The sequence below is a fragment of the Streptomyces sp. JLYT201 genome (assembly GCF_059448825.1).
This window is the reverse complement of the sequence record NZ_CM182551.1, coordinates 979,246-993,175: the sequence shown is the minus strand read 5'-3', so window position 1 is coordinate 993,175 and position 13,930 is coordinate 979,246. Positions and strand designations below refer to the sequence as shown.

Here is a 13,930-nt window from a genome sequence, read left to right as displayed (position 1 = left end):
GACGGGGGTGACCGGTTCCCGGAAACCGCCTTCTCCGAGGCCCCGCTGTGATGATCTGGGCGTCCGCGTCCGAACCCAGGGAGGCCGTCATGTCCCCAACGCCCCAGGAGATCTTCGAGCGGTACGTCTACGCCGGAAGCATGACCCGGAACGCCGACGCCGTCGCCGAGACCTTCACCGAGGACGGCGTGTTCGAGGCGCCGCTCGTGCCCGCCGGCGCCGACTTCCCCAGGAGGCTGGTGGGCCGCGCGGAGATCCGTACCGCGATGGCGGCGTACTACGAGCGGCAGCGGCAGGACGGCCGCGCGCCGAACCTGGAGAAGTCCGGGTACGTGCTGCACACCACCGCCGACCCCGACGTGTTCGTCGCCGAGATCGACACGGTCTTCGACGGGCGCGCGGGGGAGGACGACGTGAGCGTGTCGCTGGTGCAGATCTTCCGCCTCCGCGACGGGAAGATCGCCCGGCTGCGGGACTACTTCGCGCCCGACCTGGTGACCTGAGGACGCCCACCGGCACCGCCGGGGCGCTCGGCCCCCTGGAGGCGCAAACCGCTGGACAACCCGCCGGCGCTGGGCGAACATCGCCGCGATGAACAGCGAACCTCTCTCCCCACCTCCACGCGTCCGCTTCGTCGAGCTCAACGCGGCGGCGTTGCGGGCGCTTGCCGATGGCGACCTCGCAGCGGGCAGCGCCGAGGCCGGGGTCGCCCTCGACCCGCACTTCGTCAGCGACCGGGCCCGGTCGATCTTCGCCCATCGTGCCGACCAGGTGGCCCGAGACCCGTCGGCCGCGCCCTGGATCACGCGGGCCGCTGTGTCCGAGCCGGACGGCACCGTCATCGGCGACGCCGGGTTCCACGGACCGCCGGACGCGGCCGGGGCGGTGGAGGTCGGCTACACCGTCGTGCCGGGGCACCGACGCCGGGGCTATGCCCGCGCCATGCTGAAGGCGCTGCTCGTCAGGGCCGCCGCCGAGCCCGGTGTCAGGACCGTGCGGGCCACCATCAGGTCCGACAACAGCGCGTCCCTGGCCACCGTCGCGGGCTTCGGTTTCACCCGCGTCGGCGAGAAGAGCGACGCACACGGCGGGCTCGTGCTCGTCTTCGAGGTCCCGGCGGACGCGGTGCAGGCCGCGTAGCCGTACGCCCCCGGTGCTGCTGCTTCAGCCGGGGCGGGCGTGAGGGTTCCCGGGCGGGCGAGGTGGCCATGTCCGGATCGACTCCACGGAACGTTGCCTTCCGTCATGCGGTGGTGACAGGTGGTGGATGCGCTGCCAGAGTCTTCCCACGCATCACCTTTGCGGGATTCCGGCCGGACCCGTCCCTGTTGTCACCCGGCGCCTGCGTCCTTGCGGTGCCGGGCTCCCGGAGCACGACTCAGCATGCCCCGCCGGCGTGGTGCCGGGCCGGGGCCGGGGAGGGAAGCTCGATGGGTTCATGGCAATGGAACGATCAGCAGAGGCCCACCAGTACGGTCGGGGTCAGGGCCACCGTCGGCGCGGTCACCATGAAGGACGATCCGCAGGCCGCGCAGCGCCCGTACGTCTTCGTCCGCGGCCTCGACTCGAAGCTGCACGTCAACTGGTGGGACGGCAAGGCGTGGCACTGGAGCGCCCAGGGCTCACCCAGCGGCCGCAGCGTCATCGAGAAGGTCGGCGCGGTCACGGTTCAGGACGGTCCGGCCGCGGCGCAGCGGCCGTACGCGTTCGTCATCGGCGACGACTCGAAGCTGTACGTGAACTGGTGGGACGGCTCCAACTGGCACTGGAGCGACCAGGGCGCACCCGGCAACCGACTGATCCGCGAAGGCGTCGGGGTCGTCACCGTCCAGGACAACCCCAACGCGGCGCAACGCCCGTACGCCTTCGTCATCACCGACGACTTCCGTCTGTGGGTCAACTGGTGGGACGGCTCGAAGTGGAACTGGAGCGACCAGGGCGCACCGCCGAGCCGCAGCATCTCGCGCCCCCTGGGCGTGACCACCATGCGGGACAATCCGAACGCCTTCACCCGCCCCTACGCCTTCGTCATCACCGGTGACTCCCGGGTCTGGGTGAACTGGTGGGACGGTTCGAAGTGGAACTGGAGCGACCAGGGCGCACCGTCGGGACAGCCGGTCAAGAAGGGCGCCGGTGTCATCAGCGTCCAGGACAACCCGAACGCGGTGGACCGGCCGTACGCCTTCGTCCAGGGCTACGACTCGAAGCTGTACGTGAACTGGTGGGACGGCTCGAAGTGGAACTGGAGCGACCAGGGCGCACCCGGCGGGCGGCTCATCCTCGACTCCGTCGGCGCGATCACGATGAAGGACGACCCCAGCGCCTTCTCCCGTCCCTACGTCTTCGTCATCGGCGACGACTCCAAGCTGTACGTGAACTGGTGGGACGGCAACAAGTGGAACTGGGCGGCCCAGGGCACCCCCGCCGGCCGCGTCGCCGAACGCCCCGGTGAAGCCATCACCGTCCAGGACAACCCCAGCGCGACGCAGCGCCCCTACGCCTTCGTGATCACCGACGACTCCGACCTCTGGGTCAACTGGTGGTCCCTGCCCTGAGCCGTAGCCGTCAGGCGGGCCCCGGACCGACTCGGGGCCCGCCACCCGACGGGGAACCGGGCCGGTCGCCGGGGCAGTTGCCCCGCAGGCCCGGCTCCTACCGGTCGGCGTGCAGCGCGGGGACGATGCGCCAGTCCCGCTGGAAGACGAAGTTGTGCAGGTCGGCGGCGACGATGGTGCGGAAGGTGGGGAGGAGTTCGGCGGCCTGGGCGGGGGTGAAGACGTTCAGGGGCCATTCGGAGACGGTGGCGCCGCGCAGGTGGGGGTGGTGGAAGCCGGCGTCGTAGTGGGCGTGGAGGGCGAGCGCGGGGAGGCCGGCGCGGACTTGTTCGGGCCAGGTCAGGCTCCAGGTGGCGTAGCTGCCGCCGTGCCGGTCGCGACGGAGGCCGGTGGCCTGGAGGGTGCCGGTGCCGAGCAGCAGATGCGTGTCGTACTCGGTGAGGACCTGGCGGGCGGGGGCGTCGAGCAGGTCGGTCGTGGCGGCGAAGACGGCTTCTTTGGCGGGGCGTTCGGTCTGCCCGGCGTGGGTGCCGTCGCGCAGATCGGTGAAGTGCCGGACGAGGGCCTCGATGGGGGCGGGCGGTGCGGTCATGGTGGGGCGTCCGTTCCGGGAGGGTCGGTCAGGGCAGGTGACGCAGGGCGTCGGCCAGACGGGGCAACAGACGGCTCCGCGGGCGGAGGAGGTCGGCGTGCGCGGCGTCGGGCGCGTGCAGAAGACGGGCGGGGACGGCCGCGGCCTTCAGGAGCTCGGCGTAGGCGAGGACGTCGTCGGCGACGGGGTCCAGGGCGCCGACGGCGAGCACCGCGGGGGCAAGACCCCGTAGGTCGGGGGCGTCGAGCGGCGTGCTGTGCAGGGCCGTGCCGTCGGGCGCGACAGCCGTGGCGGGCCCGGTGCCGCGCCAGGTGCGCCAGGCCCGGCGCAGCGCGGCGGGCTGGGGGAAGGCTGCCGGGTCCCGCAGGTGGCTGGGTGTGGCGCAGTCCGGGGCGAGGGGCGGGTAGGCCAACAGCTGGGCGTCCAGGCGGCGGCCGCGGTCGCGTTGTGCGAGGGCGGCGCCCGCGGCCAGGGTGGCGCCCGCGCTGTCCCCGCCGACCGCGATCGGGGCGCCGGTCTGCTCGGCCGCCCAGTCCAGGACGGCGAGGACGTCTTCGAGCGCGGCCGGGTGGCGGTGCGCGGGAGCGAGCCGGTAGTCGACGCTCACGACGTTCCAGCCGCTCAGGGCGGCGAGGCGGTGGGTGACCGGGTGCCAGTCGGCGGCGGAGCCGTACTGCCAGCTCCCGCCGTGCGCCCAGACCAGCCAGCCGCCGGGGCGGGCCCCGGGCTCGTACACGCGGACGGGGACGGGGCTCGGCGCCGGGACGGTCAGATGCCGCCGGGCGAGGTAGCCCGCGCGGACCGTGCTACTCGTGATCATGGCGGAGGGTCCTCCCGGTATCCGTGTGTGTCCCTGTACGTCCGTGTGTGCGTGTCCGTGGGTCCGTGTGCCCGACCGCGGGCGGGTCACAGCTGGCGGAGGGCTCCGCCGTCGACACTCCATTCAGCACCGGTGACCTGGGCGGCGCGCGGCGAGAGGAGGTAGGCGATGAGGTCGGCGACCTGATCGGGGGCGCCGATGCGGCCGGTGGGCAGGCGGCGCTCGTTGCGGATGAAGTGGTCGACGGCCTGGTCGGCGGGGAGCGAGAAGCGTTCGGCGAGCTGTTCGGCGAAGCCGCCGGGGGCGTCGAAGAGGGCGGTGCGGGTGGGGCCGGGCGAGACGACGTTGGAGCGGACCCCGGAGTCGCCGAGGCTCGTGGCGAGGGACTTGGAGACGGAGAGCAGGGCGGCCTTGGAGGCGGCGTAGTCGGCGATGGTGGCGTCGGGCAGCCGGGCGGCCTCGCTGGCGACGTGCACGACGCTCGCGCCGCGCGGGTTGTCCTGGAGCAGGGGCAGCGCGGCGCGGGTGAGGCGGACGGCGGCGTGCAGGTTGAGCTCGAAGGTGGTGTGCCACTGGTCGTCGTCGATGGCGGCGAAGGACGGCTGGGAGACCAGGGCGGCGGCGTTGTTGACCAGGCCGTCCAGGCGGCCGTGGGCGGAGCGTACGTGCTCGACGATCCGCTCGGCGGCCGCCGGGTCGGTGAGGTCGGCGGCGAGGAAGTCGGCCTTCGCGGGCACGGCGGTGGTGCCGGTGGTACCGCGGGCCACGGCGATGACGTGGGCGCCCTCCTCGGCCAGCAGGCGGGCGGTGGCGTGGCCGATGCCGCTGGTGGCGCCGGTGACGACGATGACCTTGTCGGTGAGCTGGAGGTCCATGAACTGGCTCCTTCGAGGAGAAGAACGGATGGGGGGTGGGGGCGAGTCCCCGGCCCGCTGCGCTGCTCTTTCAGCGCGCAGGGCCCTACCGGGTGCCCCCTGCGGGGTGGTGCGTGCCCGCTGCCGGGCGACACGTGCCCGCTGCCGTGCGTCACGCGCCTGCCGTCCGGCCCCGCGCCGGGGCACGGGGACCTCAGGCCGTCACGGCCCCGGCCGTCCGCTTCGGCCGCAGGAACACCGCCGCGAACACGACGCCGAGGAGTACGAGCGCGGCGTTGACCGCGATGGCGACCGTGACGCCGTGGTGGACGGCGGAGGCGGTGGCCGCGCCCGTGGTGGTGGCGGTGACGACCGCGGACATGATCGGGGTGCCCATGGTGATGCCGACCTGCTGCGACATCGAGGCGAGACCGGTGGCGAGGCCCTGTTCGGCGTCCGGGAGCCCGCTGGTGGCGGTCACCATGAAACCGACGATGACGAGCATGTTGCCGATGCCGCCGAAGAAGGTGGCGGGCAGCAGCAGGGCGAGGGACGCGCCCGTCGTCGTGCCGAGGAAGAGGAGCGCGGCGGTGAACACCGTCTGGATGACGCCGCCCGCCACCAGGGCCGTCAGCGTCGAGCGGCGCGCGATCACCTTGGGCGCCAGGAGCCCGCCGACGACGGTGCCCGCGCCCAGGACGCCGAAGGTGACACCGGCGGCGAGCGGGGTGAAGCCGAGGGTCTTCTGGAGGTAGAGGGTGAGGAGGTAGACCAGCGAGGTCTCGGTGACGAAGGCGAGCAGACCGAGGACATTGCCCCAGGCGACGGTGCGGCGGCCCAGCGTCTTCAGCGGGACGAGCGGCTCGGCGACCTTGCGCTCGACGGCGAAGAACGCGGCGAGCAGGGCGGCGCCTGCGGCGAGGCCGGACAGGGCGTGGGCGTCGGCCCAGCCGTGTTCGCCCGCCTGGGTGAGGCCGTGGACGAGGGCGAGCAGGCCGAGGGTGACGGTGAGCGCGCCGGGCAGGTCCAGCTTCGGCCGGACCGTCGGCTTGGACTCCTTGATGACGGCGGGGGCGACGACGATCACGGCCAGGGCGACGGGCACGTTGAGGAAGAAGGCCCAGCGCCAGGAGAGCAGGTCGGTCAGGACGCCGCCGAGGATCGCGCCGGTGGTGAACCCGGCGGACATCAGGGCGCCGTTGATGCCCAGCGCCTTCTGCCGCAGGGGTCCTTCGGGGAAGGAGGTGGTGAGCAGCGCGAGCCCGGCCGGGGTGGCGGCGGCCGTGGCGAGGCCCTGGGCGACGCGGGCGGCGAGCAGTACCTCCGGGCTCGTGGCCAGGCCGCCGACGAGCGAGGCGAGGCCCAGCAGGGCCAGGCTGCCGATGAAGATCTTCTTCCGGCCGAGCAGATCGCCGATGCGGCCGAAGAAGAGGGTGAAGCCCGCCGCGCTCAGGGCGAAGGCGGTGGCGATCCACTGCAGGTCGGAGAGCGAGAAGCCGAGGCCGTCGCCGATGGCGGGCAGGGCGACGTTCAGGATCGAGAAGTCGACGGCCAGCATGAACTGGGCGACCAGCAGAACGGCCAGGGTCAGCTTCAACTCGCCGGTGAGCCGCTGGGGTTGGGCCGGAGGGTGAGCCGCAGCCCGCGTCGGAGGGGCGGTGGCGTCGGTGCGGCGCGGAGCCGGGCGCGCCGCGAGCTTCGGTGCGGACATGGGAGAGCTTCCTTTCGGCTTCACCGCGGCGGGGCGGGAAGTGCCGACGACGCCGGGGCGCCGGGGCAGGACGGAGGAGATCCTGGAGCGATCCGCCCTAATGGGTCTGTCGTTCCGTTACGGCTGTGAAGTTAGCACGCCGAAGGCGGTAAGGGAACTGGAGTCCCGATACGATGGGGCGCGCGCCGTGAAGCACCGCTCGACACCCCTAGGAGGGGACCCATGCCTGACGCCCCGGCCCCCGGCACCGTCCGACCGGGCGGACGCACCGCCCGCGTACGCGAGGCCGTCCTGCGGGCGGCCGGTGACGCGCTCGCCGCCGACGGGTTCGACGCGCTCGACCTCACCGAGATCGCGAACCGCGCGGGCGTCGGCAAGACCACGGTCTACCGCCGCTGGGGCACCCCCGGCGCGCTCGCCGCCGATGTGCTGGCCGACATGGCCGAGCAGTCGCTGCGGCGCGCCGACACCGGCAGCCTGGAGGGGGACCTCGGGGCGAACGCCCGGCTCGTCGTGAAGACCCTCACCGACCCCCGGCAGGGCCGCCTGTTCACGGCGCTGATCGCCGCGTCCCTCTGCGACGACCAGGCCGCGCGGGCCCTGCACCGCTTCTACGAGGTGCGCATCGAGGAGTGGTCCGGCTGCGTCCGCGACGCGATCGCGCGCGGCGAACTCCCCGCAGGCACCGACCCGCACGCCGTCGTCGCCGCCGTCTCGGCACCGCTGTACTACGCCCTGCTCAACCAGGGCCGCGCCCTGACCGAGGCCGACGCGGACGCGGCCGCGCGGGCGGCGGCCACCGCGGCGCGCGCGGGAGTCTGGGCCCCGTCACCGCGATGACGGCGACGGGGCCGGGCAGGACGTACGGCTAACGGCCCGTCAGCCAGTCGATCAGCGAGCGGACGGCGGCGGACAGGACCGCCCCCGCCACCAGGCGGACGACGGGCTTCGACTCGCGTTCCCTGCGGGGTGGTTGGGGCATGGTGTCCTCCGGTGCTCCGTGGGCGAAGAGGGGCCTGTTCCGGCCCGCCGGGGGCTACGCTCGCAAGGGACCCCGACGGGGGTCCCGGTTCCGGAACGGACCCGAACGGTCCGGCCGTACCCCCTGGTGGAAGCCAGGCGCGGGACGCGGAGGGCCGAACGGTTCCGAAGGGCCCGGACCGGCGCGTACGCGCGGTGGCGGTGAGGAGTGCATCCGGCCGATGGTGGTGACGCCCCAGGAGAGGTTCGCCGACTGGCTCGTCCAGCTGCGCGTGGCGGCCGGGAACCCGAGCTACGGCGCCCTGGTGACGCACAACGCGACCGCCGCGCCCGGCCGGCTGCGCGGACAGCTCAACCGTGCGGGCCTGAGCGCTCTGCTGAACGCCACCTTCGTACGCCCGCCGAGGTGGGAGGTCATCGAGGCGTTCGTCGACGCCTGCCGCGCGGCGGCCGTCGCGCGGTACGGCGACCTCCCGCCGGAGGCCGTGCCGCAGCTGCGGCGATCCCTGTGGCGCCGACGGCACGCCGATCTCGTGCGGGCCGTCGGCCCCCGGCGCCCCCGCGCGGCCGCCGCGCCGCGGGAGCCCGCAGCCGAGGAAGCGGAACCGGGCGGCCCAGGGCCTGTGCCGGAGAGCGTCCACGACCGCTACGGCGCCACCCGCAGCGCCTTCGAGAGCTACCACTCCGTCGTCCTCGACCGCGAGGAGGACCTGGCGCGGCTGCTCGCCGCCGTCCGGGGACCGGGCGCGTACCACGTCATCGAGGCACCCGCGTTCGCCGGGAAGACCGCCTTCACCGTCGAGCTGTACCGCCGTCTGCGCGCGCAGGGCTGCCCCACCGCCGTGTTCTACGTCGTGGACCGCTACGCCCACCGGTCGCAGGACTTCCTGGAAGCGGCCATCGGCCAGCTCCTGACCGCCCTGCGCTCGCAGGAACCCCTCGCGCCGCCCGAGGAGCGGCCCGCCCAGTTCGCCCGGCTGTGGACGGGCTTCGCCGCCCTCGGCACGGCCGGGCGCCCGGCGGTGCTCCTGGTGGACGGCCTCGACGAGCAGCTCACGGCGGACGGCGTCAGCCCGCTGCTGCCCGTGCACGTCTTCGGCCACGCCCACGTCGTCGTCGCGACCCGGTGCCTGCCCGACTTCCGCGCGGCGGTGCCCCGCCACCACGCCCTGGCGGCGACCCCGGTGCACGTCGTACCCCTCAAGACCAGCCCGCACGCCGAGGCCAGGCACGACGACGCGCAGCGGCACCTGGAGCACTGGCTGTCCTCGGCGGAGCCGATGCCGGAGCGCGTCGCCACGCTGCTGCGGGTCGCGGCCGCGCCCCTGACGCGGCACGACCTCGCCGATCTGCTGGACCTCGGCGTCGGCCGCGTCGCCCGGCACCTGCGCGGCATCGAGCGCTGTCTGCTGCCGCTGGCCCTGGAGTGCGGCGGGACCGGCTACCAGTGGGCGCACGCCACGTACGGCGAGTTCGTCGACCACTGGGTGGGAAAGGCGCGCTCCGCGCAGGAGATCCACCAGGTCATCGCGTGGGCGGACCGGTACGCGGACGACGGCTGGCCCGGGACGACACCGCCCTTCCTCCTGCACGGCCTCCACCACTTCGTCCGCGCGCACCGCGAACTCGTGGGCGGCACGCGCCTGGTGGACCTGGTGAACACCGCGCGCCGCCGACGCCTCCTCGCCGTGTACGGGCACGAAGCGACGTTCCTGGAGACCATCGCGTTCGCGCGCGAAGCACTGCGCGCGCCGGAAGGGCCCGCGTCCGACCGCGTCCTGGAACTCCAGTTCAGACTCGATGTGCACCATCTGACGGCCACCGCGAGCACGGCCGGTCTGCCCTCGGGGCTGCTCGGGCTCCTCGTGCGCTCCGGGCAGGCGCGACAGGCGGAGGGCATCGCCCTGTGCGTCCAGGAGACCCATCGCGCGGAGGCGCTCGCTGAGGTGGCCGAGGCGAATCTCGACACCGGGGCCACCGAGCGCGCGCGGGAACTCGCCGACCGGGCCTGGGCGTTCGCCCCGGCCCGCGGCGATGCGTACTGGCAGTTCGTCGCCCTCGGCGCCTGCGCGCGTGCCGCGCGCGGGACCGGAGCGGGGATCCCGCCGTTCGCACCCGGTGACTGGCTCGAAGGCGCCGACCAACGGGTGCGCTGCGCCTGCGCGCAGTACCTCCTGGAGGCCGGTGAGCCGGAGGCGGCCCGCTCGGTCCTCGTGGAACTCCTCGCGCACGCGCCCGCGTACGGCCCGTTCTATGCGTGGGTGCTCGCCGACGCGGCCGCGGCGCTGAGCCGCCTGGGTGACCTGGACGCCGCCGTGGACCTGGCACGGAGAGCCAGTTCGCGGGAGCGCGGCGACTTCCTGCTGGGGAGCAACGGGACCGTGCCGGTCGGCCGGGTCGTCGGAGACCTGGTGCGCGCCGCGCGCGTCGAGGACGCGTGCGCCCTCGCCTCCATGGCCACGAGCGACGCGGACTACCTGCGCGCCGGGCTCCACGCCGCGCTGGCCGAGGCCCTCGCCGCGGAGGGCCACCGAGCGCGGGCCGCCGCCGTGCTGGAGCGGGAGCTGAGCCGGGCCGCGGCGCTGCGGCACGAGTCGATGCGCTTCGTCTCCCTGGCCTCTCTGCGGGCTGCGCAGGCGAAGTGCGGCGACGGGGACGTACCGGCCATGCGCCGCCTCGTCCGGAGCGCCGACGCCGTCGTATTCCCGGACTGGTACGTCAGCCTGGGCCTGACGAAGTTGGGCGAGGGCCTGCTGGCGGCCGGTGACCGCGACGGCGCGGTCCGGGCGGCGCGGCACGCCCTCGCCTTCAGCGGGCGCTCCAGCCACCCTTTCACCGACGACCTCATGCACCAGGTGGTCGAGGCGTCGATCGAGGTGGGCGACCGGGCGGGGGCGCGCCGCGTGGCCGAGGCCAATCCCAACCTCGCCTGGCGCGGCCCCTCCGTCCGGGCGGTCGAGATCGCGGAGGCGGCCGCCGGACACCTGGCCGCGGCCGACGGGTGCGCGACCTGGGACGCGGAGCACCGCGCCGAGCTGGCCCTGGCGTGGGCACAGGCCGGGAGGACCGCCGCAGCGCGGGACCTCGCGCACGGCGTCATCGACGAGTGGAACGGGCGGCACCGACCGGCAGGACAGCCCGACGGGACGCTGTGGGCCGCCGTCCTGCGCGCGGTGGAGGCGCTCCACCGCAGCGACGGCGCCGCCCATTGCGCGACCACGCTGGCCCGGATGCGGCCCGTCGCCCGCCGCGCCGAGTCACTCGCGAAGCTGTCGGCGTGCTGCCGTACGACGGGGGCTGAGGGGGCCGACGCATTGCTCGACAAGGCCGTCGGCCTGGCCCTCCGCCTGCGGGACGACCTCCAGTGCCTGGCCGCGCTCGGCGCGGTGGTGGGTGCCGCCGGGCCACTGCGGGAACACCCGGCGGCCGCCGACCGGGCGATCGCCGCCTTCCGGCGCAGGGCCGCGCACGTGACGGACGGGGCCGCTGCGGGGCTGCACGCGGCGATGGCGGTCGCGCTGAGCCGCGCCGGTCTGGACGAGGAAGCGCGCGGGTTCGCGGGCGAGGCCTACGAGTTCGCGCGGAGCGTCGGTGCCGAGCGGGACGTCAGTGCCGGTGCCGACCGGGACGTCGAGGACGCGTACCGCGTCGGCGAGGCCCTGACCCGGGTGGGCATGAACGACCACGCGCTGCGCCTCGCCGAGGACCTCGGCCTGCCCTTCGCGCTGCCCGACATCGTGCAGAGCTATGCCGCGGCGGGCGACACGGCGACCGCGGGGCGCGTGGCGGAGAAGGCCGTCGCGGCGTGGGCGGAGGTGGGCCGCGGCGACGCCTTCACGACGGAGATGTTCCTCGGGCCGCTGCTCCGGGCCGGGCGCGTGGACCTGGCCGAGCCCATGCTCCGGACGTCCCTGGCCGAGGACCTCGACTTCGGCGGCGTCGCCCGCGCCTACTTCACCGGCATGGTGGCGCAGGGCCTCGCGGGCACCGCCCTGTCCCAGGCGCGCGGCCTGGAGTCGCGCTACTGGAAGGCCGCGGCCCTCGTCGCCTGGGGCACCGCGGCCGCCTGGCCCCTCGACGTGCGCCGCCGCCACGTACGCCTGCTGCGGGAGCACGTCGTCGAGGGGCCGTGGGGCGGAAGTGAGGCCGGTGGCGCCGACCTGTAGGCCTCAGCGCGGTGGGTGCTGGAAGACGACCTCGGGGTTGGCCGCGCTCGGCCCGTCGAACAGGCGCGTGGGCCGGTGGCGCAGCCACGCGTCGAAGAACGCCCCCGTGTAGTCCCGCGTGATCTCCGCGGCCCGCCTGCCCGGCAGGCCCTCGGGGTCGTCCTCGCCCAACTGCCCGGCCAGCGGCGCCAGATCGGTGAACGCGAAGTGGTCCGCGCCGGAGAGCGTGAGCCACCGCTTCCAGCCTTCGAGGCGCTTCCAGGTCACGTCCCAGCTGGCGTCCTCGCCGCCGGGGCTGTGGTCGGCCTCGGTGCCCATCATCAGAAGGGGGCGGCCGGACAGGCCTGACGCGTCACCGCTGTCGACGAAGGGGCCGTCCATGTTCACTCCGGCCCGTACGCGGGAGTCCCGCGCCATGGTGGCCGCGGCCGCGGCGCCGCCCAGGGAGTGCCCGCCGAGGGCGACCCTGCTCTTGTCGATGAGGTCCGCGTGCTTCCACGGCGACGTCTTCCCGATCAACCGGTCCAGGACGAAACGGAGGTCCTTGGCGCGTCCCTCCGCGGCGGGCCGGAAGGTGGTGGGGCCGATCCTTCCGCACGCCGCGCACGGCAGGACGCCCTTGCCCGGGAAGGCGACCCCGGCGGCCTCGTAGGCGTGGTCGACCACCGCCACGACGTAGCCGCGGCTGGTCAGGTCCTCGGCCAGGCCGGTGAGGACGGCTCCCGGCGTCCTGAAGCCCGGCGAGAGGACGACCAGCGGGAACGTCCCTGACCTGGCTCTGGCGCCCGCGAACGTATGGGTCCGGGTGGTGTTCAGGACCTCGGCGGGGAGCTCCACCTTCATCTCCTTCAGGAAGGCCCGGGCGCCCTCGACGCTCAGGTACGGAGCCGGTGCGCCGGTTGCCTTCCGCGCCGGGCGGTACGCCGGGTAGTACAGCGACACCATCAGCTCGCGGGCGCCCGCCTTCGGCACCCACGGGTCGCGGCGGGCCTTGTCGACGAGGTGCAGCGAGTCCCGGCCCACCGCGTACGCACCGGTGGGAGCGGGAAGCGCGAGCCGCGGCTCCTGCTTCTCCCGGCGGTCCGCGGTGCCGGATGCCGCGGCCGCGGCCCCGGAGCCACAGGCGGTCAGCGCGACCGCACCGGCCAGCAGGACGGCAACGGCTCCACGACGATGGGAGGACATGTCCACGACCCTTCTCTCGGTGGCCGTGCACAGGGGTGCCGGCCTCGGTGGAACCACCGTAGGAACGGCGGATCCGTGGGGAATCCCGCCGTGGAGCCAACCCGTGAAGTAGCCCTGGAGAGCCAGTCCGTGACCCGGCGAAAACCAGGTGCGGACCGACCGCGCGGCGGGGTGTGATGAGCGGCATGACGATCGTTGTGGGAAAGCCGGAGGCCGACGGTCTCGGCGGGGCCGTGGGCGCGCTGCGGGAGTGGCAGGCCGAAGGGGCGCCGACGCAGCTCCATCCGGGGGACCTCGGCTGGTACTGCCGCACGGGTGCGGAGGAGACGGCCGCGGCGGTCCGGACGTGGAGCCGCGACGGCCGGATCCTCGCCGTCGGGCTGCTCGACGGCCCCCGCCTGCTGCGGCTGACGACCGCGCCCGGTGCCCTGCGGGACGCGGAACTGGCGCGGCAGGTGGCCGAGGACGCGAGCGAGCCGGAGCGCGGCGTGCTGCCCGCCGGACGGGTGAACGTCGAGGCGCCGCCGGGCGCCCTGGTCGACGACCTGCTGGGCGAGCTCGGCTGGCCGACCGACGAGCCGTGGACGCCGCTCCGCCGCGACCTGACGCGGCCGGTCGAGGACCCCGGCGTACGCATCGAGGAGATCGGCCCGGAGCGGGCGCACCTGCGGGCCGCCCTGCACCGGGCCTCGTTCGACGGGTCGACGTTCACGGCCGAGGGCTGGCACGCGATGGCGGCCGGGGCGCCGTACGCCGCCGCCCGGTGCCTGATCGCGTACGACGACCGGGGTGACGCCGTGGCGGCGGCGACGGTGTGGTCGGCGGGCCCGGGCAGGCCCGGACTCCTCGAGCCGCTGGGCGTGCACCGGGACCACCGCGGGCGCGGCCACGGGAAGGCGATCAGCGTCGCTGCGGCGGCCGCGCTCCAGCGGCTCGGCTCGTCGAGCGCGGTCGTCTGCACGCCGAGCTCCAACGCCGGGGCCGTCGCGACCTACGCGTCGGCAGGGTACCGGCACCTTCCCGAGGTGCGGGACCGGTACCGGGACGCCTAGGCCGGGACCGCCCT

The 13,930-nt window shown here is 74.6% G+C and carries 11 protein-coding genes; 6 read left to right on the top strand and 5 right to left on the bottom strand.

The window, feature by feature from the left end:
- Nucleotides 1-89: 89 nt before the first annotated feature.
- From AC5WAM_RS04205 to AC5WAM_RS04195, 3 genes are all read left to right on the top strand, one after another.
- Nucleotides 90-503 (top strand): nuclear transport factor 2 family protein, encoded by a 414-nt coding sequence (locus AC5WAM_RS04205; protein ID WP_366794829.1) that lies wholly within the window; start codon nucleotides 90-92, stop codon nucleotides 501-503.
- A gap of 88 nt (nucleotides 504-591) precedes the next feature.
- Nucleotides 592-1,140: a GNAT family N-acetyltransferase gene (locus tag AC5WAM_RS04200; RefSeq protein WP_366794830.1), complete on the top strand. Its 549-nt coding sequence runs from the start codon at nucleotides 592-594 to the stop codon at nucleotides 1,138-1,140.
- Between the two features lie 290 nt (nucleotides 1,141-1,430).
- Entirely contained in the window at nucleotides 1,431-2,555 is a 1,125-nt protein-coding gene (locus AC5WAM_RS04195) for a PLL family lectin (RefSeq protein ID WP_495521617.1), read from the top strand.
- 97 nt (nucleotides 2,556-2,652) lie between these two features.
- On the opposite strand, the gene AC5WAM_RS04190 is transcribed toward AC5WAM_RS04195, so the two are convergent.
- The 4 genes from AC5WAM_RS04190 to AC5WAM_RS04175 form a co-directional block, all read right to left on the bottom strand.
- On the bottom strand, nucleotides 2,653-3,147 hold the full coding sequence (locus AC5WAM_RS04190; RefSeq protein WP_366794832.1) for a hypothetical protein: 495 nt from the start codon (nucleotides 3,145-3,147) through the stop codon (nucleotides 2,653-2,655).
- Between the two features lie 28 nt (nucleotides 3,148-3,175).
- Entirely contained in the window at nucleotides 3,176-3,967 is a 792-nt protein-coding gene (locus tag AC5WAM_RS04185; RefSeq protein WP_495521616.1) for an alpha/beta hydrolase fold domain-containing protein, read from the bottom strand.
- Between the two features lie 86 nt (nucleotides 3,968-4,053).
- Nucleotides 4,054-4,842 (bottom strand): SDR family NAD(P)-dependent oxidoreductase, encoded by a 789-nt coding sequence (locus AC5WAM_RS04180; RefSeq protein ID WP_495521615.1) that lies wholly within the window; start codon nucleotides 4,840-4,842, stop codon nucleotides 4,054-4,056.
- 193 nt (nucleotides 4,843-5,035) lie between these two features.
- Nucleotides 5,036-6,532 (bottom strand): MFS transporter, encoded by a 1,497-nt coding sequence (locus AC5WAM_RS04175; RefSeq protein WP_495521614.1) that lies wholly within the window; start codon nucleotides 6,530-6,532, stop codon nucleotides 5,036-5,038.
- A 222-nt stretch (nucleotides 6,533-6,754) separates the two neighbouring features.
- On the opposite strand from AC5WAM_RS04175, the gene AC5WAM_RS04170 reads away from it, so the two are divergent.
- Together AC5WAM_RS04170 and AC5WAM_RS04165 are read left to right on the top strand one after the other, a co-directional pair.
- On the top strand, nucleotides 6,755-7,372 hold the full coding sequence (locus AC5WAM_RS04170) for a TetR-like C-terminal domain-containing protein (protein ID WP_366794836.1): 618 nt from the start codon (nucleotides 6,755-6,757) through the stop codon (nucleotides 7,370-7,372).
- Nucleotides 7,373-7,734: 362 nt separating this feature from the next.
- Nucleotides 7,735-11,679, top strand: a complete 3,945-nt coding sequence (locus AC5WAM_RS04165; RefSeq protein ID WP_495521613.1) for a hypothetical protein — start codon at nucleotides 7,735-7,737, stop codon at nucleotides 11,677-11,679.
- Between the two features lie 3 nt (nucleotides 11,680-11,682).
- On the opposite strand, the gene AC5WAM_RS04160 is transcribed toward AC5WAM_RS04165, so the two are convergent.
- Nucleotides 11,683-12,864, bottom strand: a complete 1,182-nt coding sequence (locus AC5WAM_RS04160; RefSeq protein WP_495521612.1) for an alpha/beta hydrolase family protein — start codon at nucleotides 12,862-12,864, stop codon at nucleotides 11,683-11,685.
- A gap of 185 nt (nucleotides 12,865-13,049) precedes the next feature.
- Here AC5WAM_RS04160 and AC5WAM_RS04155 point away from each other — a divergent pair, with 185 nt between their 5' ends.
- Nucleotides 13,050-13,916 carry a GNAT family N-acetyltransferase gene (locus tag AC5WAM_RS04155; RefSeq protein ID WP_495521611.1) on the top strand — a complete coding sequence of 289 codons (867 nt, stop codon included), beginning with the start codon at nucleotides 13,050-13,052 and terminating at the stop codon, nucleotides 13,914-13,916.
- Nucleotides 13,917-13,930: the final 14 nt, after the last annotated feature.

Coding starts and splice junctions, on each gene's coding strand:
- AC5WAM_RS04205 (WP_366794829.1), top strand. CDS start 90: ATGTCCCCAACGCCCCAGGAGATCTTCGAGCGGTACGTCTACGCCGGA.
- AC5WAM_RS04200 (WP_366794830.1), top strand. CDS start 592: ATGAACAGCGAACCTCTCTCCCCACCTCCACGCGTCCGCTTCGTCGAG.
- AC5WAM_RS04195 (WP_495521617.1), top strand. CDS start 1,431: ATGGGTTCATGGCAATGGAACGATCAGCAGAGGCCCACCAGTACGGTC.
- AC5WAM_RS04190 (WP_366794832.1), bottom strand. CDS start 3,147: ATGACCGCACCGCCCGCCCCCATCGAGGCCCTCGTCCGGCACTTCACC.
- AC5WAM_RS04185 (WP_495521616.1), bottom strand. CDS start 3,967: ATGATCACGAGTAGCACGGTCCGCGCGGGCTACCTCGCCCGGCGGCAT.
- AC5WAM_RS04180 (WP_495521615.1), bottom strand. CDS start 4,842: ATGGACCTCCAGCTCACCGACAAGGTCATCGTCGTCACCGGCGCCACC.
- AC5WAM_RS04175 (WP_495521614.1), bottom strand. CDS start 6,532: ATGTCCGCACCGAAGCTCGCGGCGCGCCCGGCTCCGCGCCGCACCGAC.
- AC5WAM_RS04170 (WP_366794836.1), top strand. CDS start 6,755: ATGCCTGACGCCCCGGCCCCCGGCACCGTCCGACCGGGCGGACGCACC.
- AC5WAM_RS04165 (WP_495521613.1), top strand. CDS start 7,735: ATGGTGGTGACGCCCCAGGAGAGGTTCGCCGACTGGCTCGTCCAGCTG.
- AC5WAM_RS04160 (WP_495521612.1), bottom strand. CDS start 12,864: ATGTCCTCCCATCGTCGTGGAGCCGTTGCCGTCCTGCTGGCCGGTGCG.
- AC5WAM_RS04155 (WP_495521611.1), top strand. CDS start 13,050: ATGACGATCGTTGTGGGAAAGCCGGAGGCCGACGGTCTCGGCGGGGCC.